The organism is Streptomyces sp. NPDC091282, from assembly GCF_044757385.1.
Classification (GTDB): Bacteria; Actinomycetota; Actinomycetes; order Streptomycetales; family Streptomycetaceae; genus Streptomyces; species Streptomyces gramineus.
This window is the reverse complement of the sequence record NZ_JBIVUX010000005.1, coordinates 1-24,256: the sequence shown is the minus strand read 5'-3', so window position 1 is coordinate 24,256 and position 24,256 is coordinate 1. Positions and strand designations below refer to the sequence as shown.

The 24,256-nt window shown below is 73.6% G+C and carries 15 protein-coding genes, 1 tRNA gene and 1 riboswitch; of the genes, 9 read left to right on the top strand and 7 right to left on the bottom strand.

Features of this window, described 5'->3' with window-relative positions:
• The first annotated feature begins 46 nt into the window (after positions 1–46).
• The 4 genes from ACIQOE_RS23330 to ACIQOE_RS23315 all read left to right on the top strand — a co-directional run bounded on the left by ACIQOE_RS23330 (position 47) and on the right by ACIQOE_RS23315 (position 4,004).
• Positions 47–120: transfer RNA gene (locus ACIQOE_RS23330), tRNA-Met, on the top strand.
• Positions 121–321: 201 nt separating this feature from the next.
• The gene (locus tag ACIQOE_RS23325) at positions 322–1,416 is read left to right on the top strand and encodes a PP2C family protein-serine/threonine phosphatase (protein ID WP_401413431.1); all 1,095 of its coding nucleotides are present in this window, start codon (positions 322–324) and stop codon (positions 1,414–1,416) included.
• A gap of 258 nt (positions 1,417–1,674) precedes the next feature.
• Positions 1,675–1,835, top strand: a riboswitch (cyclic di-AMP (ydaO/yuaA leader).
• Between the two features lie 7 nt (positions 1,836–1,842).
• Positions 1,843–2,877, top strand: a complete 1,035-nt coding sequence (locus tag ACIQOE_RS23320; RefSeq protein ID WP_362649181.1) for a M23 family metallopeptidase — start codon at positions 1,843–1,845, stop codon at positions 2,875–2,877.
• Between the two features lie 155 nt (positions 2,878–3,032).
• Complete coding sequence (locus ACIQOE_RS23315) at positions 3,033–4,004, top strand: aldo/keto reductase (protein WP_401413428.1); 972 nt, start codon at positions 3,033–3,035, stop codon at positions 4,002–4,004.
• A gap of 13 nt (positions 4,005–4,017) precedes the next feature.
• Here ACIQOE_RS23315 and ACIQOE_RS23310 read toward each other — a convergent pair whose 3' ends face one another.
• The 4 genes from ACIQOE_RS23310 to ACIQOE_RS23295 form a co-directional block, all read right to left on the bottom strand.
• Positions 4,018–5,382: a PrsW family intramembrane metalloprotease gene (locus tag ACIQOE_RS23310; RefSeq protein ID WP_401413426.1), complete on the bottom strand. Its 1,365-nt coding sequence runs from the start codon at positions 5,380–5,382 to the stop codon at positions 4,018–4,020.
• Positions 5,383–5,392: 10 nt separating this feature from the next.
• Complete coding sequence (gene trmB / locus ACIQOE_RS23305; protein WP_365565662.1) at positions 5,393–6,274, bottom strand: tRNA (guanosine(46)-N7)-methyltransferase TrmB; 882 nt, start codon at positions 6,272–6,274, stop codon at positions 5,393–5,395.
• A 65-nt stretch (positions 6,275–6,339) separates the two neighbouring features.
• On the bottom strand, positions 6,340–7,581 hold the full coding sequence (lhgO, locus tag ACIQOE_RS23300; protein ID WP_351328858.1) for an L-2-hydroxyglutarate oxidase: 1,242 nt from the start codon (positions 7,579–7,581) through the stop codon (positions 6,340–6,342).
• 76 nt (positions 7,582–7,657) lie between these two features.
• A complete protein-coding gene (locus tag ACIQOE_RS23295; protein ID WP_365565659.1) occupies positions 7,658–9,082 on the bottom strand; it encodes an MFS transporter in 1,425 nt (474 codons plus the stop codon).
• A 738-nt stretch (positions 9,083–9,820) separates the two neighbouring features.
• Here ACIQOE_RS23295 and ACIQOE_RS23290 point away from each other — a divergent pair.
• A complete protein-coding gene (locus tag ACIQOE_RS23290; protein WP_363013060.1) occupies positions 9,821–11,899 on the top strand; it encodes an asparagine synthase-related protein in 2,079 nt (692 codons plus the stop codon).
• Positions 11,900–12,126: 227 nt separating this feature from the next.
• The gene (locus tag ACIQOE_RS23285; RefSeq protein WP_401413423.1) at positions 12,127–15,408 is read left to right on the top strand and encodes a BTAD domain-containing putative transcriptional regulator; all 3,282 of its coding nucleotides are present in this window, start codon (positions 12,127–12,129) and stop codon (positions 15,406–15,408) included.
• On the opposite strand, the gene ACIQOE_RS23280 is transcribed toward ACIQOE_RS23285, so the two are convergent.
• Positions 15,395–17,257 carry a sigma-70 family RNA polymerase sigma factor gene (locus tag ACIQOE_RS23280; protein WP_401413421.1) on the bottom strand — a complete coding sequence of 621 codons (1,863 nt, stop codon included), beginning with the start codon at positions 17,255–17,257 and terminating at the stop codon, positions 15,395–15,397. The two genes, ACIQOE_RS23285 and ACIQOE_RS23280, sit on opposite strands and share 14 nt — an antisense overlap.
• Positions 17,258–17,445: 188 nt before the next feature.
• A complete protein-coding gene (locus ACIQOE_RS23275; protein WP_351328866.1) occupies positions 17,446–18,204 on the bottom strand; it encodes a helix-turn-helix domain-containing protein in 759 nt (252 codons plus the stop codon).
• 393 nt (positions 18,205–18,597) lie between these two features.
• Between ACIQOE_RS23275 and ACIQOE_RS23270 the strand changes: the two genes are divergently transcribed.
• A complete protein-coding gene (locus ACIQOE_RS23270; protein WP_351328868.1) occupies positions 18,598–19,977 on the top strand; it encodes an NAD(P)/FAD-dependent oxidoreductase in 1,380 nt (459 codons plus the stop codon).
• 181 nt (positions 19,978–20,158) lie between these two features.
• A complete protein-coding gene (locus ACIQOE_RS23265) occupies positions 20,159–21,805 on the top strand; it encodes a SpoIIE family protein phosphatase (protein WP_351328869.1) in 1,647 nt (548 codons plus the stop codon).
• A gap of 125 nt (positions 21,806–21,930) precedes the next feature.
• Here ACIQOE_RS23265 and ACIQOE_RS23260 read toward each other — a convergent pair whose 3' ends face one another.
• A complete protein-coding gene (locus tag ACIQOE_RS23260) occupies positions 21,931–23,202 on the bottom strand; it encodes an MFS transporter (RefSeq protein ID WP_351328873.1) in 1,272 nt (423 codons plus the stop codon).
• A gap of 140 nt (positions 23,203–23,342) precedes the next feature.
• On the opposite strand from ACIQOE_RS23260, the gene ACIQOE_RS23255 reads away from it, so the two are divergent.
• On the top strand, positions 23,343–23,891 hold the full coding sequence (locus ACIQOE_RS23255; RefSeq protein ID WP_351328871.1) for a MarR family transcriptional regulator: 549 nt from the start codon (positions 23,343–23,345) through the stop codon (positions 23,889–23,891).
• Positions 23,892–24,256 lie beyond the last annotated feature (365 nt).

Genomic DNA, 24,256 nt, shown 5'->3' with positions numbered 1-24,256 from the left:
CCGATGTGACTCGCCCTCTTCCGATGGCGTATGCTGGTTTCACCGACGCGGGGTGGAGCAGCTCGGTAGCTCGCTGGGCTCATAACCCAGAGGTCGCAGGTTCAAATCCTGTCCCCGCTACTGAAGGCCCAGGGCCGGAATTCCGAACAGGGATTCCGGCCCTGAGTCGTGTCCGGCCCGGACCGGCGTCCACCGGCACGTGTCCGTCGTCACATCCGCCCGCGCTCATCCGCCCGGCCCACACCGCTCGCCGCCCTCCGCTCGCAGCCGCAAATCTGGACGGACACGCAGGGGGATCCCGGAACAGAGGAGAGTCGTACCGTGGGCTTCGGAGAGGCGCCGGAGGACGGGTCCGTGACCGTCCGCACCCTGGCCCGCCTGCTGCCCGCCCTGCTGATCGTCGGCGGTGTCTTCTACGACGCCCTCACCCCGGTCGCCTTCACGGCCGTGCCGTTCTTCACGGCCGCCCCGCTGGTCGCCGCTCCCCTCTCCTCCCTGCGCACCACGGTCCTGACCGGCCTGGCCTCCTTCCTCGCCGTCTACGCCGTGCACGCGCGCTTCGGCTACGTGCCCGACGCGGACGCCGTCACCGAGCTGACCACCGTGGCCACCGTCTCCGCCCTCGCCGCCGGCATCAACCGGGTCGTGCGCCGCGGCGACCAGCGGCTGGCCTCCGCCCGCGAGGTCGCCGAGGCCGCCCAGCGCGCGGTGCTGCCCGAGCCCGCCGAACGGATCGGCGGCTTCGAGATCGCCGCCCGCTACGAGGCGGCCCAGGAGGGCACTCTCGTCGGCGGTGACCTGTACGCCGTCCAGGACACCCCGTACGGGGTGCGGCTGGTCGTCGGCGACGTCCGCGGCAAGGGGATGGGCGCGGTCGCCGCCGTCGCGGTGGTGCTCGGCGCGTTCCGGGAGGCCGCCGAGCAGGAGGCCTCGCTGGAGGCGGTGGCGGGGAGGCTGGAACGGGCGCTGGCCCGCGAGGGCGTCCGGCGCGGCGGCGTCGACACGTTCGAGGGGTTCACCACCGCCGTGCTCGCCGAACTCCCGCACGGCGAGGGCACGGTCCGGGTCGTCAACCGGGGCCATCCGCCGCCGCTGCTGCTGCACGCCGACGGCACGGTGCGCCCGGTCGAGGTGTCCGAGGCCGCGCTGCCGCTGGGGATGGGCGAGCTGGGCGCCTGGCCGGACCGGGCCGCCGAGCGGCCGTTCCCGGGCGGGGCCGCGTTGCTGCTGCACACCGACGGCCTCTCCGAGGCCCGGGACGCGCACGGCCGGTTCTTCGACCCGGAGCGGCGGCTGGCCGGCCGGGCCGGCACCGCCCCGGGGGCGCTGCTGGCCCGTCTCGCGGCCGAGGTGCGCCGGCACACCGGCGGCCGGATGGCGGACGACATGGCGCTGCTGGTGGTGCGGCGCACCTGAGCGCCCGTCCAGGGGGATGTCACCCTCGGTGTGCGGACGGAAGCCCTCCGCATAACATCTGAGTCACCATCAAAACGCGCGTGACTCCTGTGCCGCGCAGAACGCACGGCCAACTCGACCGTTTTTGACCGTTCGTGGCAGGTAAGTCCTTGCTTTGAAAGCTTAATGATCAAGGAGAACGGCTTGGAATCTGCCAGCCGCGTCTATTAACGTTCGATAACGCAGCGCGGTCGTCCCAGCCGTCACCCGCGACGGCTCCGTGCGCACGCGCCGAATCCCGCAAGGGAACCGGGGAACCACCTACTTGGGGTGAATCGCACGTATGTCGCCGGGTACGAAACGGCCGGTATACGCGCGTAGGAGACCTTCCTGCTCCGAACCCGTCAGCTAACCCGGTAGGCAGCGGAAGGAAAGGAGTGCGCCCGCGTGGCGTCCAACCGGCCTGCTCCGACAGCCCCGTTCGTGCCCAGCCAGCGTCAGCCCGAGGCCTACGGCTACGGCGGCCTGCGCACCGACGAGGGCCCCTGGGAGGAGTGGAACCCCACCGAGGAGTCCCTCGCCCCGGTACGCGGCCGGCACCGCGTCTCCAAGCAGCGCGGCGGCGGACTCGCCCGCAGCTCCACGGTCCTCGGCGTCGGTGTCATCGCCGCCGTCGGCGCGGGCGGCATGGCCAGCGCCAACACCGGCAAGCCGCCGGTCTCCATCTCGCTGCCCGACCTGCCGTCCTCCGTCGACTCCCTGCTCGGCGACGGCGCCGGCCACCAGGCCACCCAGACCGCGCTCAGCAGCGTCACCACGGCGACCGCCACCGACGCGGACTCCTCCTCCGACGCCGGTGAGGCACTGCGCAGCCGGATCATCGCCCAGGCCGAGCAGCAGCAGACCCAGATCGACGTCCGGGCCACCGCCAAGGCCGTGGCCGCCGCCGACAAGGCGGTCTCCGACGCCGAGGCCAAGGCGGAGAAGGCCGCGGCCACCCAGGCCGCGGACGCCAAGGAGAAGGCGCAGGCCGCCGAGAAGGCGCAGGCCGAGCAGAAGCGGCTCGCCGCGCTGGCCAAGCAGTACACGCTGCCGGTCGTCTCGTACACGATCACCGGCACCTTCGGGCAGGCCGGCTCCATGTGGGCCTCCGGGTACCACACCGGCCTCGACTTCGCCGCTCCCACCGGCACCCTGATCAAGGCCGTGCACAGCGGCACCGTCACGGAGGCCGGCTGGGCCGGTTCCTACGGCTACCGCACGATCCTCACCCTCGACGACGGCACCGAGCTGTGGTTCTGCCACCAGTCCTCGATCGGCGTCAAGGTCGGCCAGAAGGTCGCCACCGGCGACGTCATCGGCCGGGTCGGCGCCACCGGCAACGTCACCGGCCCGCACCTCCACCTGGAGGTCCACCCCGGCGGCCAGGCCACCGGCATCGACCCGATGACCTGGCTGCGCGGCAAGGGCCTCAACCCCTGACCGACCCCACTGATCCCCGGCGGCCCTGACGACACCCCCCCGACGTCAGGGCTGCCGGTCCGGTGTGTCCCGGGCCGGGCCGGGGCCTTCCGCTTTTACGAGAACTTCGCGTTGCGGCGGCATCGGTCCGCAGGCGGCCGGTGTTGAACTGGGACATGACCCCTTCTTCCGCTTCTCCCGCATCCGGCTCCCTCCGCAAGCTCGGCGCCTCCGATCTGGAGGTGTTCCCGCTCTGCCTGGGCGGCAACGTCTTCGGCTGGACCGCCGACGAGACCGCCTCCTTCGCCGTCCTCGACGCGTACACCGACGCGGGCGGCAACTTCGTGGACACCGCCGACGCGTACACGGCCTGGATCGAGGGCCACCAGGGCGGTGAGTCCGAGACCGTCATCGGCAAGTGGGTCAAGGAACGCGGCAACCGCGCCGACGTCGTCATCGCGACGAAGGTCAGCCAGCACCCCGAGTACCCCGGCCTGTCCGGCGCGAACATCAAGGCCGCCGCGGACGCGTCCCTGCGCCGCCTGGGCACCGACTACATCGACCTGTACTACACGCACTTCGACCAGCCCGAGATCCCGGTCGAGGAGATCATCGGCGCCCTGGACGAGCTGGTGCGGGCCGGCAAGGTCCGGCACATCGCCGCCTCCAACATCACCGCGGAGCGGCTCCAGGAGTCGCTGGACTTCTCCGACCGCGAGGGCCTGGCCCGGTACGTCGCCCTCCAGCCCCACTACAACCTGGTCTCCCGCGACACCTACGAGGGCGCCCTGCAGGAGCTGGCCTCCCGCACGGGCCTGGCCGCGGTCCCGTACTTCGCGCTCGCCGCGGGCTTCCTCACCGGCAAGTACCGCCCCGGCGCGGCGGTGGACAGCGCCCGCGCGGGCCGCGCCGCCCAGTACCTGGAGACCGAGCGGGGCCCGAAGGTCCTGGCCGCCCTCGACGAGATCGCCGAGGCCCACTCCGCCGCGGTCCCCACGGTCGCCCTGGCCTGGCTCGCGGCCCAGCCCACCGTCACCGCCCCGATCGCCTCGGCCCGCTCGCTGGAGCAGCTGCCGGCCCTGCTGGCCGTCGCCGGCCTGGAGCTGACCGAGCAGGAACTCAACCGGCTCACGGCCGCCTCCGCGTGAGGTTCGTGAGGCCCTAGCCGCTGTACGGGTTGTTCGGCGCGTACGAGCCGCCGTACGGGTTGTGGGGCGCGTACGGCGCCGGGGCCCCGTACCAGCCGGGTGCGCCACCGGCCGGGGGCGGGTAGGCCCCGTACCCCGGCCGGCCGTTCGGGGCCGCGGCGCGGGCCGCGTAGTCCAGGGCCGGACGGACCAGCTCGCGCCGGTCCCACAGCGCCGTGAGCAGCTGCCGCTCCCGCACCGTGAAGTCGGCGTCCGCCCGGCCCCGCCGTCCCCGGCGGCGGAGCAGGGCGAGCGTCGTCGCGTCCGCCTCGTAGGCGGCCACCGCACGGCCGGCCGGCTTGCCGAAGTGGTAGGCGGCGTACTCCCGGGCCATCTGCCGCGCCCGCATCGAGCCCAGCACGAACGGCTCGGCCGGTCCCATCCAGCCGGCGTACACGTACGCGGGCAGTTCCTCCCGGACGGTCCGCAGCTCCCGCTGCCGGGTCCAGACCGCCAGCCAGGTCAGCAGCCCGAACACCGGCACCATGAACATGCCGTACACGGCGAAGAACCCGTACTGCCCGAACGACGACGAGCCGTTCCACAGCGCGTGCATGCCCATCGCGAGCAGCAGCCCGGCCACCGGGGCGAGCGCCCGCCGCGCCCGCTGGCGTTCCCCGCAGAGCGCGGCGACGCCGAAGCCGATGCCGGTGAGGACGGTGAACAGGGGATGCGCGAACGGGGACATGACGATGCGGACGAAGAACGTCGCGGCGGTGACCGAGGCGATACCGGAATCGCCGGAGAGCCGGTCGGTGCCGAACGCCGTACCGAGATAGAGGATGTTCTCGGTGAACGCGAACCCGGTGGCGGTGATCCCGGCTATCACCACGCCGTCGACGAGCCCGGTGAAGTCGCGTCTGCGGAACAGGAAGACCATCAGCACGGCCGCGGCCTTGGCGGACTCCTCGACGATCGGCGCTATCACGGTCGCCCCGAGCGTGTCCGCGCTGCTCGGATCCGTGGTCGCCGTCGCTATCCAGCGCGTCGCGAAACTGTTGGCGACGATCGCTATCAGCGCGGCCGCGCACGCTCCCCAGGCGAACGCGAACAGCAGGTTCCGCCAGGGTCCCGGCTGGACCCGGTCCAGCCAGCGGAACGCGCCCATCAGCAGCGGCACCGGCAGCACCGCCAGGCCGAGCCCGACCAGGAACCCCTCCGTGCCGGTCTGCTCACGCACCAGCGCCAGGATGACCAGCCCGGAGACCGCGAGCAGGCCGCCCAGCGCGCCGTAGCGCACCCAGCGCCGCTGCCACCAGCGGGGATGCCGCAGCCCGGCACCGGCGGGGTGCGGCGGGTACGACGGATACGGCGGGTACGGCGGCGGGGAGGTGGCCACGGCATCGACCCTAACGAGGTGACTCCTGTCGGTGCGGTTCGCCCTGCTGCACCGGATGCTGTACGCGACGGAAGAGCAGATCGTTCACCACGTGACCCTTGTCCAGCCCCTGCCCCTCGAAACGGGTCAGCGGCCGGTGTTCGGGACGTGCCGCGAAACCGCCCCCGGCCTGGGTGTTCTCGAACGCCGGGTGCGCGTCGAGGACGTCGAGCATCTGTTCGGCGTACGGCTCCCAGTCCGTCGCGCAGTGCACGACGGCCCCGGGCCTGAGCCGGGTCGCGGCGAGGTCGAGGAACTCGGGCTGGATCAGCCGCCGCTTGTGGTGCCGCTTCTTGGGCCAGGGGTCCGGGAAGTACACCCGCAGCCCGTCCAGCGACTCGGGCGGGAGCATCTCCCGCAGCAGGATGATCGCGTCCCCGTTGCCGACCCGGACGTGGGACAGACCGTTCTGTTCGGCGAGGTTGAGCAGGTTCCCCTGCCCCGGCGTGTGCACGTCGACGGCGAGGATGTTGGTGTCCGGGTCCCCTGCGGCCATCTGCGCGGTCGCCTCGCCCATGCCGAAGCCGATCTCCAGGACGACGGGGTTGCCGTTCCCGAACAGCGCGCCGAGATCGATGACGTGCTGCCCGTCGATGTCCAGGCCCCACTTGGGCCACAGCCGCTGCAGGGCGTCGGCCTGCCCGGCGGTGACCCGGCTGCGCCGTGGCTGGAAACTGCGGATCCGGCGCTCGAAGTGGGATCCGGCCGGATCGGCGCTGGGCCCGTCGGGGAACCGCGGCTCCCCCTTGGCCCGGTTGTGCCGCACCGGCACACCGGGAACGTGCGGAGTGCCCGCGCCGGGGACGGTCTCGGCGGGCCTGGGGGCTTCTGGGGCATTGAGCGAGTCAGACACAGTGCCGTCGATTTTACGGCCCGTGCGGAACCGGCCGGCAGGGCCGGGCCCGGCCACCGCGGCCGTCACACCGAGTCCAGCATCGCCAGCGCCCGGCGCGCCACCTCCCGGCCGATGGGCAGCGAGGCCGTCGCCGCGGGCGAGGGCGCGTTCAGCACGTGCACCGTCCGCGCGCCCTCCTTGATCAGGAAGTCGTCGACCAGCGAGCCGTCCCGCAGCACCGCCTGCGCCCGCACCCCGGCCGGCGCAGGCACCAGGTCCGCCTCCGTCACGGCCGGCAGCAGCCGCCGTACGGCCGCCGTGAACGCCCGCTTCGAGACCGACCTGCGCAGCTCGCCGCCGCCGTACCGCCAGTGCCGCCTGGCCAGCGCCCACGATCCCGGCCAGGCCAGCGTCCCGGCGACCTCCCGGGGGCGGACGACTCCCCAGCCGTACCCCTCCCGGGCCAGCGCCGGCACCGCGTTGGGTCCGATGTGCACGCCGCCGTCGATGCCCCGGGTGAGGTGCACGCCGAGGAACGGGAACGCCGGATCGGGCACCGGGTAGACCAGCCCCCGCACCAGCTCCCGCCGCGCCAGCTCGTAGTACTCCCCGCGGAACGGCACGATCCGCATCCCCGGGTCGTCCCCGGCCAGCCGGGCGATCTCGTCGCAGTACAGCCCGGCGCAGTTCACCAGCACGCGCCCGCGTACGACGTCCCCGCGCTCGGTGCGCACGGCCACGCCCCGCTCCGGCCGCCGGTCGACGCGCTCGATCCGGGCCCCGTAGCGGATCTCCGCCCCGGACGCCTCGCCGAACTGCCGGGCGACCTCCACGTAGTCGCACACGCCGGTCGTCCCCACGTGTATGGCGGCCAGCCCCCGCACCTCGGGCTCGAACTCCGCGATCTGGGCGCTCCCCAGCTCACGGACCGGTATCCCGTTCTCCCGGCCGCGCTGCACGAGCGCGTGCAGCCGGGGCAGCTCGGCCCGGTCGGTGGCGACGATCAGCTTGCCGGTGACGGCGTGGTCGATGCCGTACTCCGCGCAGAACTTGACCATCTCGGCTCCGCCCTTGACGGCGTACCGCGCCTTCAGCGACCCGGGCCGGTAGTAGATCCCGCTGTGGATGACCCCGCTGTTCCGGCCCGTCTGGTGCCGTGCCGGCCCGGCCTCCTTCTCCAGGACGGTGACCCGGGTGCCCGGCGCGGCCCGGCTGATCGCGTACGCCGTGGACAGCCCGACGATCCCACCCCCGACGACGAGCACATCACAGTCATAGGCGACCCCGGCGGACACCCGCACCACCTCCCACGCTCGATAGTGCACTGCGCCACTGACATCACTTTGAAACGTCCCCCGCGCGCCGGGACGGACCGCCCCCGGCGGTGGCCGGGGGCGGCTGTCACGCCGGTGCCATCAGCAGGGGCCGCGCCCGCTCCCGCAGCTCCACCACCCGCGGCTCGTCCCCGTACGGTTCCAGCCGGTGCAGCAGATCCTTCACGTACTCGGTGGTCCTGGCCGACGAGATCCGCCCGGCGACCTCCACGGCCCGCACGCCCTGCTCGCAGGCCGCGTCGAGGTTTCCGGACTCCAGTTCGGCGACGGCCGAGACGACCAGCCGCAGCCCGTGCGACCGCACGAACTCCTCCGTCGGCTTCGACAGCGCCTGCTCCGTGAACCGCCGCACCTGCCGCGGCGCCTTCAGGTCCCGGTAGCACTCGGCGGCGTCGGCGGCGAACCGGTCGTATCCGTAGAAGCCCAGCCAGGAGGGGTCGTTGTCGCCCTCCCGTGCCCGCTCCAGCCAGCCCTCGGCGGCCTTCAGCGCGGCCCCCGCGGCCTGCGCGTCACCGGCACGCGCGTGGGCGCGCGCCTCGACCAGCCGGAAGAAGCTCATCGTCCGGGCGGTGGCCAGGCCACGGTTGCGCTCGACGGCGGCCTGCGCGAGATCGACGCCCTCGTCGCCGAACCCGCGGTAGGTCGCCTGCAGCGACATCGATGCCAGGACGTACCCGCCGAGCGGCACGTCGGCCGCCGCGCGCGCGAGCCGCAGCGCCTGGATGTAGTACCGCTGCGCGGCCTCCTGCTGTCCCGTGTCGAAGGCCATCCACCCGGCCAGCCGGGTCAGTTCGGCGCTCGCGCCGAACAGCGCCCGTCCGACCTCGTCGGAGTACGCGCCGAGCAGCAGCGGCGCCGCCTCCACGCGCAGGCACTCCGGCACCATCGAGGAACGCCAGTCGCCGCCGCCGTACTTGGAGTCCCAGCGTCTCGCGTCCTCGGCCGCCTCGCGCAGCTTCTGCACGTCGCTGTGGCCGACTTTGAGCGGTGCGCCGGAGGCCTCCGCGGCGTTCGCCTCGCGCGCGACGGAGCTGTCGGCGGGGGTTATCAGCCATCGCGAGGCGGGCGTCGCGTACGCGCTCACCGCGAACGAACCGGCCAGCGACTGCCAGATGCCGCCGGTACCGGCCCGGCGGCCGGCGAGGTCGAGCCGGTACAGCTCGGTGGCCGAGCGGACCGCCTGTCCGACGTCCCTCGGGAAGGCGAGGCCCACTTCGGGCGCGGGATCCGCGTCCGCCAGGCCGATCTCGTGGAGCGGCACCGGGCGGCCGAGCTTCTGGCCGATCGCGGCCGCGATGAGATGCGGCGCGGCGCCCTGCGGCACCATGCCCTTCGACACCCAGCGCGCCACCGACGTCTTGTCGTAGCGAAGAGTCAACCCGCGTTGAGCGCCAAGATCGTTGACGCGTCGCGCGAGTCCTGCGTTGCTGATTCCCGCGAGGGCGAGAACGGTGCCGAGTTTTTCGTTCGGCCCGCGTTGCTCCCTGGACATGCGCCACCCCTCGACACAGACGGCTGCCGCGCTGGCATAACCACGCGGCATTCGTAAACCCAGCGTAGTTCGCCGCATCCCAAGCGTTAAGGGGCATTGTTCCGGATGGCGGGATTGTGGTCCGTACGCGAGTGCGGCCCATATACGCACCGTGCACACCAGGTCGCGTCGTGCCCCCGCCGTGTGGCCGTGCGCCCGTGCGTGCGCTCTTCTCCGGCCATCGGGGGAGCGATTCCATGGGTGGTGCGTGGGTCGGCCCGCTGTACTGGATCCAGTGGGCTGGGGGACACCGCCACCTCAATCCCCGCGGGTGGCGGACCGGTCCGGGAGGCGATGCCCGCCTCCCGGACTGTGCGCGTTCGAGTACGAGTGCGTGCGGTGCGCAAAGCATGTACGGAGCGTGCGCACCGCCGCACCGACCTCGCCGAATTGGCCGAAAATCGCCCCATCGTTCTGCGGGCGATCAACGCTCCTACCACGGGAATTGAGGGCGCGAAGGGCGTTCTCAGGGAGCGTACAGGGGGCGCATTCGCGTCGCAGCCACCTTGTGCCGTACGGCGGTTCGGCTTCGAGGCGACGTTCGCGCACCGGCCGCACGGGCGCCGGTCCTGCGGCAACTCCCGGAAAACTTCCGAGGATCAAAGGCGGCCCCACCGCCACTCCGCAGCCGGTCCTTCATGGCAGCATGGGGCTCGGTTCGTACCCGTGCATGGTTGTCCACAGCCTGTGGAGGCGTCGATGCGGTGGTTGGTGGGATGGAGCAGCACCGCCTCCGGTGCCCCCACGCTCGGCTCCGCAGGCGCCACGGGTTACGACGGCGAGACCGTCCACCCCGTCGGCTCCCAGTTGCTGTGGGGCGACCCGGACCCGCTCTGGGCGGTCGGCGACTGGCGCCCCGACGAGGTGCGCGTCATCAGGGCCGACGCGCAGAACCGCATCGCCGTCCTCGGCACCTGCGGCGCCACCGACGAGGAGCTGCGCCTCGGCCTCTTCACGGCGCGCGGGGGCGCACTCCGGCATCTGACCGCCTGGTCCGGCAGCTACACCGCCGTCGTCCAGGTCGGCCGCCGGATCACCGTCTGCGGCGACCTGGCCGGCGCACGCCCGGTCTTCCACACCCCCTGGGCAGGCGGTACGGCCTACGCCACGGCCGCGCTGCCGCTCGCCGACCTGATCGAGGCCAACCTCGACTACGGCCACCTCGCCGCCCTCCTGGCCGCCCCGGACGTACCGGCGGCGGTGCACGACTCGACCCCGTACGAGGGCGTGCGGCGCATTCCGCCGGGGCATGCGCTGATCCTGCGCACCGGGGCGCGCGAGGTCGCCGGGTACGAGCAGGTCGCCTCGCTCGCCGTCGCGGCGCCCGCCGCCGACCCCGACCGCGCGGTGGACGCCGTACGGGACGCACTCGTAGAAGCCGTACGCGCGCGGCTGTCGGCACCCCGGCACGTCCCGGACATCGACCCCGGTCCGGTGCCCGGCATGGGCCCCGCCGAACGGCGTGCGGCGCGCGGGATGCCGGTGCCGGGCATCGGCGCCGACCTGTCCGGCGGCCCCGCCTCCGGCACCCTCGCCCTGCTGGCCGCCGGACTGCCCGGCATGCCCGGCACGGTCCTGGGCCACGGCACGGGCGCCGGCGAGCGCCTGCTGGCGGTCACCTTCAACGACCTCGCCGTCGGCGGCCGCGAGGCGGAACTCCAACGGGCGGGGAACCTGGCGGCCAACCCGCGGCTGCACCACGTGGTGGTGACCGGCGGCGAGGACATGCTCCCCTACGCCGACCTGGAGGGCCCGCTGACCGACGAACCGGGGCCTTCCCTGGTGCACGCCGCCAGACATCGCGCCCGCCTGGCCGCCGGCAGCGCCGACCACTTCACCGGCTACGGCGCCCGCCAGGTCCTGGACGCGCACCCCGCGCGCCTCGCCGACCTGCTGATGGACCGCAAGCGCCGGCACCTGGTCCGCCCGGTCGCCGCGCTCGCCAAGGCCGACGGCTCGGTGATGGTCTCCGCGCGCGTGTACAGCGCGGCACGACGGCTCGCGCGTACGCCGTACGGCGCGGGTGTCGAGTCGCTCGCCGAACGCCTGCTGCGGCGCCGCTTCGACGAGCCGGGGGGCGCGGTGGGCGCGTCGCTCGCGGCGCTCAGCTGGGCGAGACCCGGGCCCGCCGCGCGGTGGCTGACGGGGGAGGCACTGGCTGAAGTATCGGTTCTGCTCCAGGGGGCGGCGAACCGGTCCGGCGTCGGGCCCGGCCAGCGTCCCGGCGACTACCGCGCGCGTGCGGTGCTGGCCCGGCACGCGGCCGACATCCGCGTCCTGGAACAGGCCGCGGAGATCCGCTCGCAGCGCCTGCACGCCCCCTTCCTCGACAACCAGGTGGTCCGCGCCTGCCGCGCCCTGCCCGAGGCCCTGCGCGTGCAGCCGGGGGCCCGCGCCGCCATCCTCCGCACGGTCCTGGAGGGCGCCGGCGTCGCCGACCTCCCGCCCGGCTGGGGCGCCACCTCCCACGCCTCCTCCGCCGCCGCCACCCGCACCGGGCTGCGGGTCGCGGCCGACGACCTGATCGCCCTCTTCTCCACGCCGCTGCTGGCGCAGGCGGGGCTGGTGGAGGCGCGGGTGGTCCGCCGGGCGGTCCGCGCGGCGGCGGCGGGCGAGCCCCTGCCGCTGGACGGCCTCGCCGACCTGGTCTCCCTGGAGCTGTGGCTCCGCCGCCTGCTGTCCCGCCGGGGGACCTGCTGGACGGGGACACCGGCCCGCGCGCGTGCGGTTCCGGCGGGGATCCGCCCGATGCGGGGGGCGCTGGCGTCGGGGGCGTGACGGGGCCTCCGGCACTTCGACGTCGACCTCGGCTTCGGCTTCTTCTTCGGCTGCGGGCCGGTGGGGGTTGTTCGCGCAGTTCCTCGCGCCCCTGGTGGGGTGCTGTGCGGTGGGTCGGGGCTATGTGCCCGTGGGGGGTGTTGGCGCAGTTCCTCGCGGTCCTGGTGGGGGTGGGGCGCCTCTGAAACCCCCGTGCCCCGTTGCCGTGGGCCGGTGACAATGAGCCGGTGCGGTACCGAATCCTGGGTGTCACCCGAGCGACCGATGAGCAGGGCACCCCCATACCCGTCGGCGGCCCCCGCCTGCGCGCGCTGCTCACCGTCCTCGCCCTCCACCCGCATCGCACCCTCACCGCGGAGACCCTGATCCAGGAGGTCTGGGCGGCGGACGACGACCCGCCGCAGGACGCCCCGGCCGCTCTCCAGGCCCTCGTCGGCCGGCTCCGCCGGGTCCTCGGCAGGGACAGCATCAGCTCCTCCTCCGGCGGCTACCGGCTGGAGGCGACCGAGGACGACGTCGACCTGCACGTCTTCGAACGCCGGGTCCGCGAGGGCGCGGCCGCCGCCGACCCGGCCACCGCGCACCGCCTGCTCACCGACGCCCTCGCCCTGTGGAGCGGCCCCGCCCTCGCCGACCTGCCCGACCGGACGGCGGCCGCCGCCCGCCCCGAGGCCCTGCGGCTCGAAGCCACCCGTACCCGGGCCGACGCCGCCCTCCGCCTGGGCCGCGCCTGCGACGCCGTACCGGAGCTGACCGCGCTGACCGCGGCGCACCCGTACGACGAGACGCTGCACGCCCTGCTCATCCGCGCCCTGCGCGACGCCGGCCGCCCGGCGGACGCCCTCGCCGCCTACGAGACCGCCCGCCGCACCCTGGCCGACGGCCTCGGCACCGACCCCGGCGCGGAACTCCGGTCGCTGCACGCGTCGTTGCTCAGACAGGAACCGGCCCCGCCCGTCCCGCCCCCGCCGCGCACCGGCAACCTGCGTCCGCGGCTCACCTCCTTCGTGGGCCGGGAACCCGAACTCGACGCGGTTCGTTCCGAATTGCGCGGGGCCCGCCTGGTCACCCTCACCGGACCGGGCGGCTCCGGAAAGACCCGCCTCGCCGAGGAGGCCGCCGCCGCGCTCCCGCAGGCATGGCTCGTCGAGCTGGCCCCGCTCGACCGGCCCGAGGCGGTGCCGGGCGCGGTGGTCAGCGCCCTCGGTCTGCGCGAGACCGTGCTGCTGAGCAACGAACTCGCGCCCCCGCAGGCCGACCCCACGGCCCTGCTCATCGAGTACTGCGCGCGGCGCAGCCTGCTCCTGATCCTCGACAACTGCGAACACGTCATCGAAGCGGCGGCCGCCCTCGCGGAGACCCTGCTCACCCACTGCCCGGACCTCACGATCCTCGCGACCAGCCGGGAACCCCTCGGCGTCCCCGGCGAGTCGGTGCGCCCGGTCGAGCCGCTGGCCCCGGAACAGGCGCACCGGCTCTTCGAGGAACGCGCCGCCGTCGCCCGCCCCGGCGCACCGGGCGACCGGACCGCGGTGGACGAGATCTGCCGCCGTCTGGACGGCCTGCCCCTCGCCATCGAACTCGCGGCGGCCCGGCTGCGACTGCTGACGCCCCGGCAGATCGCCGACCGGCTCGACGACCGCTTCCGCCTGCTCACCTCCGGCAGCCGCACGGTCCTGCCCCGCCAGCAGACCCTGCGCGCGGTCGTCGACTGGTCCTGGGACCTGCTGGACGAGGGCGAGCGCACGGTCCTGCGCGAGGTGTCCGTCTTCGCCGGCGGCTGGGACCTCACGGCGGCGGAGGCCGTGTGCACCGGCCCGGTCGCCGACCTCGTCGGGGCGCTCGTCGACAAGTCCCTGGTCGTCGCCGCCCCGGACGGTCCGGACGGCACCGGCGGCATGCGCTACCGCATGCTGGAGACCATCCACGAGTACGCCGCCGAACGTGCCGCCGAGGTCCCCGGGCTGCGCGCGGCCGCCGAGCGCCGGCACGGCACCTGGGTGCGGGCGCTGCTGGAGGAGGCGGATCCCAAGCTGCGGTCCGGGGAACAACTGCCCTGGATCCGCCGCCTGGAGACCGACCTCGACAACATCCGCGCCGCCCTCGACCGCGCGGTGCGGGCGGGCGACGAGGCACTGGCGGGCCGGATCGTCCTCGCCGTCAGCTGGTTCTGGTGGCTGCGGAACTACCGCCTGGAGGCCATGGCCTGGATGGGCGCGGTGCTGCGTCTGGGCGTCGCGCGGGACGCTCTGCCGGACGGCGCGGGCCCGGAGGAGCTGCGCGCGCTGGCCGACGCGGCGGACCCGGTGGGCGCGCTGCTGGCCGCGCCGGACGCCGAGCGCGGGCATCCGCTGTACGACCTGCGGATGGACCTGCGGATGTTCGACCTGCTGCTGACCTCCGAGTCCGTCCCGACCGGGCTGGCCAAGGACGAGCGGGCCCCGGAGTACGTCGCGCTGGTGCGGTCCTCCTTCGAGGCGGGCGGTCCGCGCTCCGCCCGGCTGCCGGGCATCGTCTGGCCGCTGACCGCCTGGTTCCTCGGCCTCACGGCGGACGCCGGTCCCGACATGTCCGCCGTCGTCGCCAACTGCCGTGCCTATGGCGGTGACTGGGAGATCGGCGCCACCCTGATGTACCGCGCTCACGTCCTGGTCGACTCGCCCGGCAATCTGCGGGGCGTCGACGAGGACCTCGCGGAGCTGCGGATCCTCAGCCGGCGGGTCGGGGACCGCTGGATGCGGGCGCAGGTGTGCAGCGCGGCCGGCGAGGCCGCCATGGCGCGCGGCCGGTACGCGGAGGCGGAGGCCGAGTACGCGGAGGCGATGCGGCTGGCCCACGAGGTCGGCGCGCACGCCGAGACGCCGTTCCTGATCGCGCGGCTCGCCGAGATCGCCTACCGCTCCGGTGACCTGGCGGCCGCACGGGACACCCTGGACCGGGCGAGCGAGGCCTCCGAGCGGTACGGGGTCGCCGAGTCGAAGGCGTTCGTGGCGCTGCTGCGCGCGCACATGGCCCAGCACGAGGGAGACCCGGCCCGTGCCCGCGGGTACCTGGACGAGTCGCGCGAGGCGACGCTGGGCGGCACCCCGCCTCCCCAGTTCACGGCGGGGTTCCGCGCGGTCGAGGCGCTGATCTCGGCGATGGAGGACGGCCCGCGGCACGGACTGCCGATCGTGGCCGACGGGCTGCGCGAGGCGATGGAGGCCCGCTGCGCCGAGGTGATCACCGCGGCCCTCGTGGACGTCGCCGCCGACCTGCTGGCCCGGATCGGCGATCTGGCGGGCGCGGTACGGCTGTTCGCGGCCACCGACCACTGGCGGGCCGGCGGCCCGCGCTCCGAACCGGAGCGCACCCGCGCCGAGCAGATCGACGCGGCCGCCCGCACGGCACTGACCCCCGACCGCTACGCGGCCGAGCGCGCCCGCGGTGCGTCCCTCACCGAGGAGGACGTCCTGCGCGAGCTGAGCGAGCCGAGCGGGACGCCCCTGGGCACGGCTACCGGCAGGTGAACCTCGAATCGGCCCAGTCGGCGAGCCCCAACGCGTCGAACCCGTCGCCCGGTTCGACCTCCAGGCGCACGGTCCGGCGGCCGGTGAGGTCCACGTGCACGGGGACGGCGGCCTGCCCGCCCTCGACCGTCCCTGACCGCCACAGCCGCTCCCCGTCCGCGTAGACGGCGAAGGCGGCCTTGCCGAGGCCGAGGGTCATGTCGTCGACGCCGGCCATCGCGTCGTAGGCGGTGCACTCGCGGTTGAGGTCGATGGTGACGGAGGACGGGCCGTGCACGGTGACGCCGTTCGCGTACCGCTCGCCGGCCACCGTCACCCCGTACCGCTGCCACACCCAGCTGCTCTCGCCGAGCCGCATCTCGGGCCGGGTGCCGTCGCCGGTGAGGTCGAAGCGCAGCTCGCTCCACCGGTAGACGACCGGGGCCGGCGGGGGAGCGGGCGGCGGAGTGGGTGTCGGCGTCGGCGTCGGGGCCGGCCTGGGTGCCGGAGGGGGAGTGGGGGTCGGGGTGGGGCTGGGCTTCGGTGTGGGGGACGGTGTCGGGGTCGGGCTCGGGGCGGGCGCGGGGGCGAGGACGACCGGCTCGGGGTGCGGCGCGCGCTTCGGCGGGGCGGGGGCCGGAGTCGGTGTGCCGGGCTCGACGACCGGCGTGGTGGGGGCCGGGCGGGCCGCCTCCTTGGCCGGGTGGCCGTCGTTCACCAGGGCGAGGGCCAGTGCGGCGGCGGCCACCGCGACGACCCCGGCCGCGATACCGGCCTTCACCGGTGCCCCCAGCCCCTCCGAGGTCGCGGCACCGCCACCGCCCGCCCCGCCGGACGAGCCGCCCGCCGCGGCGGCCGCGCCCGCGGCCCCCACTCCGGCGCCGCCGGCGATGATCCCGAGCGCCTTGGCGTACCCGGCGGCCCCGAACCAGCCGATGACCGCGACCGGTACGACGGCCGGGATGCCGGCGGCGACCTCCTCGATCTGGGCGGCGGCCAGCCGGCACTTGGCGCACTCCTCCAGGTGCTTGCGCAGCCCCCGTTCCGCGCGGATGCGCAGCTTGCGGCGGGCGTAGCCGCCGAGCTGGTCGGCGTAGCGGGCGCACTCCTCGTCGTCGATGAGGGAGGCGCTCACATGCGCCTGGAGGTAGGCCTGCTTCAGGCCCTCGCGGGCGCGACTGGCCAGCACACGCGTGCCGTTGGCGTCCAGCCCGAACAAGGTCGCCACCTCGCTCGGCGACTCGTCCTCGACCTCCGTGTGCCACAGCACGGCCTGCCAGCGCTCGGGCAGCGAACGGAAGGCCTGCATCGCCAGCGACCGCTCGGCCTCGTGCATCGCCCGTACGTCGGCGCCCAGATCGAGCGTGTCGGCGTCGGAGACGTCGGAGCCGCGCGCGGACTCCGCCGCGAACACCGCGAAGTCGTCGACCAGTTGCTCACGCCGGGCCGACTTGGTCCACTGCGCGGCGACCCGCCGGACGGAGGTGAGCAGGTAGGCGCGCACGGCGTACTCGGGCCCGGATCCGCCGCGCACCGCCTGCAGCATCCGGGCGAACACCTCGGCGGTCAGGTCGTCCGCGGTGTGCGCGTCCCGGCAGCAGGTGCGCGCGTAGCGCCGTACCGCGTCCGCGTGCCGGCGGTAGAGCTCCTCGTACGCCGAGTCGTCGCCGCCGCGCATCCATTCGATCAACTGGGCGTCGGCGGGGGGCTGTTCACGGGGCGGTGGCAGCACACTGCCGCTGCGCTGTGCCGGAACGTTCCCTTCCGGCGGTTCGCCGACGGGCGGTACACCGGCCCGCCCGCCCTGACTGGGCACCTGCGGCGAGGTCAGTTCCTCACCGGCGGATTCGTCCCACCCGTCACCGTCCATCGCGGAACGCCCCCGATGCCCCTGCCCAATCCGACCGAATCACCGGGTCAGACTGCCACACCGGCTTCCTCCCGGGGCCCCGGGCGACGGACCTACCACTCGTCCGAGCGCACGGGTCAGCGCGGCGCACCACCGGTCACCCGGAAGGGAAACCGGCTCCGCGCGGGCCACCCTCCGGCACGGCTGCCTCAGGGCCGCGACCGCAGCCCCTCCAGCAGGATGTCCAGCAGCCTCGACGAAGCGGCCGCCTGCTGCGCCGGGTCCGGCAGCGAGGGCGCCGCGGTGGCGATCACCAGCAGCACGTCGGAGACCGAGACGTCCGGCCGCAGCTCACCCGCCGCACGAGCCCGCTCCACCAGCCGCCCGACGACCTCGAGCAGCGCGGCCGCGCCCGCGTCGTCGGCGTCGGCGGCCAGCGGCTCCCGCTCCTCCGGCACCAGCCGCAACTCGCCCGCGGCCGGCTGCGTCCGCTGCTGCGGCACCCGGACCTCCTCGGCCCCGCCGACCTCCTCCGGCGCTCCGACGCGCAGCACCTGCGGCGGCAGCAGCCGCCCCGCCCCGGACGCCACCGAGGTCCGCAGGAACCGCGACAGCGCCGACCACGGCTCGTCCTCCTGCCCGAGCGCCGCGCGCGCCTGGTCGGTCAGCCGGGAGGTCTCCTCCTCGGCTATCCGCCGGACCAGGACGTCTTTGCTGGGGAAGCGCCGGTACACCGTGCCGACCCCGACCCGCGCCCGCCGCGCCACGTCCTCCATCGGCGCGCCGTAGCCCAGTTCACCGAAGACCTCGCGCGCCGCCCGCAGGACGTGCTCCAGATTGCGCTGTGCGTCCACCCGCAGCGGTGTCGTCCGCGGGCCGTCGCCGCGCCCGCCCGTCGCCGCGCTCACCGCTCCGCCGCCCGTCGCGAGCGCGGAAGCCGTTGCCCAATGCGTGTCCTGAATATGCATCTGTGTTCCCCCGGTTAATGACGTCTCCCCCCGGAGACGCTCCCCGCACTTGAAGGCCGGAGCGAGTGGAACTGTCGCCGATCCATCGGCCGGCGGCCGGGCGGACCCGCCCGTCGCGGACCGTTCGGCCACATCCCCTACACCCCGTCGACACACGAACATAGTTGAGAGGCTGTCAATTCAGAAGGGGGACGTTCCGCACGGAGCGCCCCCCGATCGGAGTACGGGTCGCGTACATCCCGATTCACCACCTTCGCGCCCCCTCGCCCGCCCCCACTGACCTGGCCCCTTTCGTCCGGTCCTGACCAGGTGCCGGGCACGCCCCGAACCGGTCCGCCGGTCACACAAATTGCCGGGGCTGTGGACAAACAACAGTCACGGGTGCGTCATGGGATGGTGAAGGAACGTGCGCGCATTCTCGTTGTCGGCGGCGGCTACGTCGGGATGTACACGGCCCTGCGGCTCCAGCGGAAGCTGAAGGCGGAGCTCAGGCGGGACGAGGTCGACATCACCGTCGTCACCCCCGATCCCTACATGACGTACCAGCCGTTCCTGCCCGAGGCGGCCGCCGGTTCGATTTCTCCTCGTCATGTCGTCGTACCCCTGCGGCGCGTTCTGGACCGGTGCCATGTCGTCATCGGCGAGGTGACGTCCATCGAGCACGCCAAGCGCACCGCGGAAGTCACCACCCTCGCCACCGCCGAGGAGCGAAAAGGCGCCACTTTCCTGCCGTACGACGAACTGGTCCTCGCGCCCGGCTCGATCGCGCGCACGCTGCCCGTCCCCGGTCTCGCCGAGCACGGCATCGGCTTCAAGACCGTCGAGGAGGCCATCGGCCTGCGCAACCACGTCATCGAGCAGATGGACATCGCCTCCTCGACCCGCGACCCCGCGATCCGCGACGCGGCCCTCACCTTCGTCTTCGTCGGCGGCGGCTACGCGGGCGTGGAGGCCCTCGGCGAGCTGGAGGACATGGCCCGCTACGCCACGCGGTACTACCACAACGTCCAGCCCGAGGACATGCGCTGGATCCTCGTCGAGGCCACCGACCGGATCCTGCCCGAGGTCGGCCGCGAACTGGGCCGCTACACCGTCACCGAGCTGCGCCGCCGCAACATCCAGGTACTGCTGGACACCCGCCTGGAGTCCTGCGCCGACCGCGTCGCCGTCCTCAGCGACGGCCAGCGCTTCCCCACCCGCACGCTCGTGTGGACCGCCGGCGTCAAACCGCACCCGGTCCTCGCCGCCACCGACCTTCCGCTCACCCCGCGCGGGCGGCTGAAATGCACCGCCGAGCTGACGATCGACGGCGTCGACCACGCGTGGGCCGCGGGCGACGCCGCCGCCGTTCCCGACGTCACCGCCGCCGCCCCCGGCACCGAGACCGCGCCCAACGCACAGCACGCGGTGAGGCAGGCGAAGGTCCTCGGCGACAACGTCGTCCACGCGCTGCGCGGCGAACCCCTCGACACCTACGCCCACGCCTACGTCGGCTCCGTCGCCTCCCTGGGACTCCACAAGGGCGTCGCCCAGGTCTACGGACGCAGGCTGAAGGGCTACCCTGCCTGGTTCATGCACCGCGTCTACCACCTGAGCAGGGTGCCCACCTTCAACCGCAAGGCCCGTGTGCTCGCCGAATGGATCCTCTCCGGGCTCTTCAAGCGGGAGATCGTCTCGCTCGGGTCACTCGAACATCCCCGAGCGGAGTTCGAACTCGCGGCCGGTGGAAAGCCTCCTCACAGTCCTTCCGACGACTCGAACGGGTCGTCCTGACGGAACTCAGGAACTCCACGGCCCGCCCCGGCGTCTGACGGATGTCGCCGCCGACGGCCACCCTGCCAGACTGCCCCCCGACCGAGCACAAGGCTTCTCCCCAGAACTGCACCGGGGGACATGCCCCGGACCCCGGCCGCTCCCGAAGCAGGCCGGAGACGACGACACGAGGCAAGGATTCGTGAACTTCACGCGCTGGAGCGCCCGGCTCCCCGGAACGCAGCGCCGCGCCGCAGCGCGGACCGAGCACGCGGTCCCCCCGGACCGACGGGGCGAAGGCTCCGTGCCCGCTGCCCGCGTCGAACAACTGACTGACGACTCGCCCTGTGTGCCCGCCGTCGACGAACTGCCCGCCCGCGACGTCCTGGACCGCGTCCCGGCCCTGGTCGCCCTCGTCCACGGCCCCGACCACCACATCGCGTACGTCAACGACGCCTACACGGCGGCCTTCGGCGTACGTCCCCCGGGCGCCCCCGCCCGCGAGGCCCTTCCCGAACTCGTCGAACTCGGTCTCCTCCCGCTCCTCGACCAGGTCCTGCGCAGCGGCAAGCCCCGCACCCTGAAGTCACGCAAGGCCCTCGACGGCCGCACCTACACGTTCACCTGCACACCCGTCGCCGAGAACGCCGACCACGACGGCGGCGTCCTGCTGTTCGCCACCGACGTCACCGACCACGCCGAGGCGGCCGAGCGGCTGCGCGCCAGCGAGCGCCGCCAGCGCGAGACGGCCGTCACCCTCCAGCGCAGCCTGCTCCCGCAGGAACTCGAACAGCCGGACGACCTGCGCATCGCCGCGACCTACCAGCCCGGCGGCACCGAGGCCGCGGTCGGCGGCGACTGGTACGACGTCATCACCCTCGGCGGCGGCCGCACCGCGCTCGTCATCGGCGACGTGATGGGCCGGGGCGTGCGGGCCGCGGCCGTCATGGGCCAGCTCCGCACGGCGGTCCGCGCCTACGCCCGCCTCGACCTGCCCCCGCACGAGGTCCTCCAGCTCCTCGACGGCCTCGCCACCGAGATCGACGCCAACCAGATCGCCACCTGCGCCTACGCCATCCACGACCCGAACGAGGGCCGGCTGGTCTACGCCTCGGCCGGCCACCTGCCGATCCTGGTCCGCGACGAGACCGGCACCGTGCTGCGCACCGACGAACCGACCGGCCCGCCGCTCGGCACCGGCGGCTGGATCCACACGTCGGGCTCGGTACCGCTGGGCCCCGGCTCCACGGCTGTCCTCTATACGGACGGCCTGGTGGAACGCCGTGACGAGGACCTGGACGAGGGCATCGCCGCGCTCGAACGCGCGCTGGCGGGAGCCACCGGCACCCCGCAGGTCGTCTGCGACCGCCTGGTCCGCTCCGCCGGCGTCACCGCCGACCACGACGACGACGTCGCCGTCCTCGTCCTCCAGCACCCGGCCCGCACCGGCGCCGACGGCGAGCTGTTCCGCAACGCGGCTCTGGAACTGCTCGGCGGCGTCGAGGCGGCACCCCGCGCGCGTGCCTTCGCCTCCGGCGTCCTGACCAGCTGGCGGTTCCCCGTCGAACTCCACGACCTCGGCGTCCTCGCCACCAGCGAGCTGGTCGCCAACTCGCTCCAGCACGGCACCCCGCCCATGCGGCTGCGGCTGCGCCGCACCGACCGCCGCCTGATCATCGAGGTCACGGACGGCGACGACCACCTGCCGCGCCGCCGCCGCGCGGAACCGGGCGACGAGTCCGGCCGGGGCATCGCGATCGTGGCGACGATCGCCTCCGGCTGGGGGTCGCGAAGAACCCCGGGCGGCGGGAAAGCGGTGTGGTGCGAGTTCGTACTGCCCAAGGGGTAGCGACCGGCACGACCGCGAGGTGCCGCCGCGGGTGTGCGGACTGATCGCACGCCTTCCCGCGCCCGTGCCGGGGCGCGGGAAGCGGCGAGGGCGAGCGGGTGGTGCCCCACCGGCCCGTACCGCCGCTACGCGGAGACGGACTCCGCGGCAGCTCCGCCCCGCGCCACGACCACGCTCTTCGAGGCGAGCCACGGCTGGTCCTGGGCGAGGGTCAGCCGCCGTCCGAGCCGTACGGCCAGGACGCTGATCCCCAGCGAGAACAACAGGAACGTCACCACGTACGGCGCGGGCAGGGACGCCGCGAGCGGGCCGCCCACCGCCGGGCCGACCGCCAGCGCGAGCTGCTTCACCAGGGCGAACGCCGAGTTGTACTGACCGGCCTGGCCCGCCGGAGCCAGATCGGCCACCAGCGGGGCGACCGTCGGCGACAGCATCGCCTCACCGAGCCCGAACAGCGCGTACGTCGACACGAACGCGGCCGTCGCCATCTCCTGGCTCCCGTGCCCGAGCCCGGCGTACCCCGCCACGACCCACGCGAGGGCCCAGACCAGCCCGACCGCCGCGATCACCCGGGACCGCCGCCGGCGTTCCACGAACCGGAGCACGGCGAACTGGGCGACCACGATCATCAGCGTGTTCGCGGCCAGCGCCGTCCCCAGCGCGGACGTCGATATCCCCGCCGCCTCCACGCCGTACGCGCTCAGCCCGGACTCGAACTGGCCGTAGCAGGCGAAGAACAGGACGAAGCCCAGCACGCACAGCTGCACCATCGCGCGGTTCCCGAGCAGCTGCTTCCAGCCGCTCTTCGCCGCCGACCCGGGGACGTCCGCGAGCCGCGGCGCGTGCGGTATCCGCACCGTCGACATCACCCCGGCCAGCAGCAGGAACATCGCCGCCTCGATCGCGAACAGGAGCGTGAAGGAGGAGACCCGGGTGGTGTCGACCAGGTGGCCGCCGATCAGGCCACCGACGCCGAGCCCCAGGTTTTGCAGGAAGAACTGCGTCGCGAACGCCCGCGACCGGTTCTGGGACGTCGAGCAGTCCACGATCATCGTGGCCAGCGCCGGCTGCATCACGGCCTGCCCGGCCCCGAGCAGCGCGGCCGCGGCCAGCACGGTGGCCGCCTGTCCCGCCAGTCCGAGGCTCAGCGCGCCTATCGAGGCCATGACCAGGGCGGTGAGGAGGACCGGCAGAGGGCCGCGCCGCACGATCGCCCGGCCGGCGAACGGCAGCACGATCAACGCGGCCACGGCGAAGACAGCGAGCACGAACCCCGCTGTCATGGAACCCAGCCCCCGCACCTGCGCCACATAGACGTACAGGTAGGGGACGGTGAAGCCGAGCCCGAACGCGCTGAGTGCGTTGCCCACGTGGATCCGGCGCATCGCTGCGCCCATCGCCCTGGTCACGTTCACCTCTCTCAGGTCGTTAAGTCAGCGGACTGCTGAAGTCTGAAGACTTAGAAGCTAAAGTTCGAAGCTAAAGACTACATCGTGAAGGACTTCAACGCCAAGCCCGTTCGTGCGATACTTCGGGCATGGCCGACACCACCGGCGCCGGCGAGCCGACACTCGACGAACAGATCGCCGCCTACCAGCGCGAGTTCCAGGACCTCGACCCCCAGGTCGAGAAGGTCGTCTCGGCGCTGTCCCGCCTCAACCGCCGGATGAACGTCGCCTACGGCCGCCAGACCTCGGCCCTCGGCATCAGCAGCGCCGAGTGGGAGGTGCTCAAGGCCCTGGTCCTCTCCGGAGTCCCCTATCGCCTGGGCCCGAGCGAGCTGGCCAAGCGCCTCGGCCTCACCCCGGCCGCGATGACCCACCGCATCGACCGGATGGTCGCCGAAGGTCTGGTCACCCGGGAGCGCGACGAGTCCAACCGGGTCCGGGTGATCGTCGAGCTGACGCCCGAGGGCCGTGAGAAGTGGCTGGAGGCCATGCGGCTCGCCTCCGTCTTCGAGGAGGACCTGCTCCAGGACCTCTCTCCCGCAGAACGCGGTGTGCTCGGCGAGGTCCTCACCCGGCTGCTGCGCCGCGTGGAGCACGCCCAGCCCGACGCCGGCGGCCGCCTCACCGACCTGGACTGACGCAGGTCAGGGGGGCCGGGAAAAAATCTTGACAGGGGTGGTTGACGCTGCCCTGCCCGATCCGTATAGTTCTTCGGGTTGCCGCGGAGCCGTAACGGTTCTTCGACAGCACCTCCGCCGCATGAGCGGCACTCACACCATCAGTACGATCTCCCGACCGGGTTGATTTCGGCGCGCCCGAATTCAATTCGATTTCGGGTCTCCGTGCTGTCCGGTCGAGCCACTAAGGCCCGATTGGGCAACGGGAGGCGGATCCGCTAAGGTTTGAGACGTCGGAACGGCCCAACAGCCGGGAAGACAACACCCGCTGACTGGGAATCAGACGCCGAAAGGATCTGATAGAGTCGGAACCGCCGGAAAGGGAA

What these genes read in the sequence shown, in the direction of transcription:
- ACIQOE_RS23315 (WP_401413428.1), top strand. Translation starts at nt 3,033, where the DNA reads ATGACCCCTTCTTCCGCTTCTCCCGCATCCGGCTCCCTCCGCAAGCTC.
- ACIQOE_RS23295 (WP_365565659.1), bottom strand. Translation starts at nt 9,082, where the DNA reads ATGTCCAGGGAGCAACGCGGGCCGAACGAAAAACTCGGCACCGTTCTC.
- ACIQOE_RS23290 (WP_363013060.1), top strand. Translation starts at nt 9,821, where the DNA reads ATGCGGTGGTTGGTGGGATGGAGCAGCACCGCCTCCGGTGCCCCCACG.
- ACIQOE_RS23280 (WP_401413421.1), bottom strand. Translation starts at nt 17,257, where the DNA reads ATGGACGGTGACGGGTGGGACGAATCCGCCGGTGAGGAACTGACCTCG.
- ACIQOE_RS23275 (WP_351328866.1), bottom strand. Translation starts at nt 18,204, where the DNA reads ATGCATATTCAGGACACGCATTGGGCAACGGCTTCCGCGCTCGCGACG.
- ACIQOE_RS23270 (WP_351328868.1), top strand. Translation starts at nt 18,598, where the DNA reads ATGGTGAAGGAACGTGCGCGCATTCTCGTTGTCGGCGGCGGCTACGTC.
- ACIQOE_RS23260 (WP_351328873.1), bottom strand. Translation starts at nt 23,202, where the DNA reads ATGGGCGCAGCGATGCGCCGGATCCACGTGGGCAACGCACTCAGCGCG.
- ACIQOE_RS23255 (WP_351328871.1), top strand. Translation starts at nt 23,343, where the DNA reads ATGGCCGACACCACCGGCGCCGGCGAGCCGACACTCGACGAACAGATC.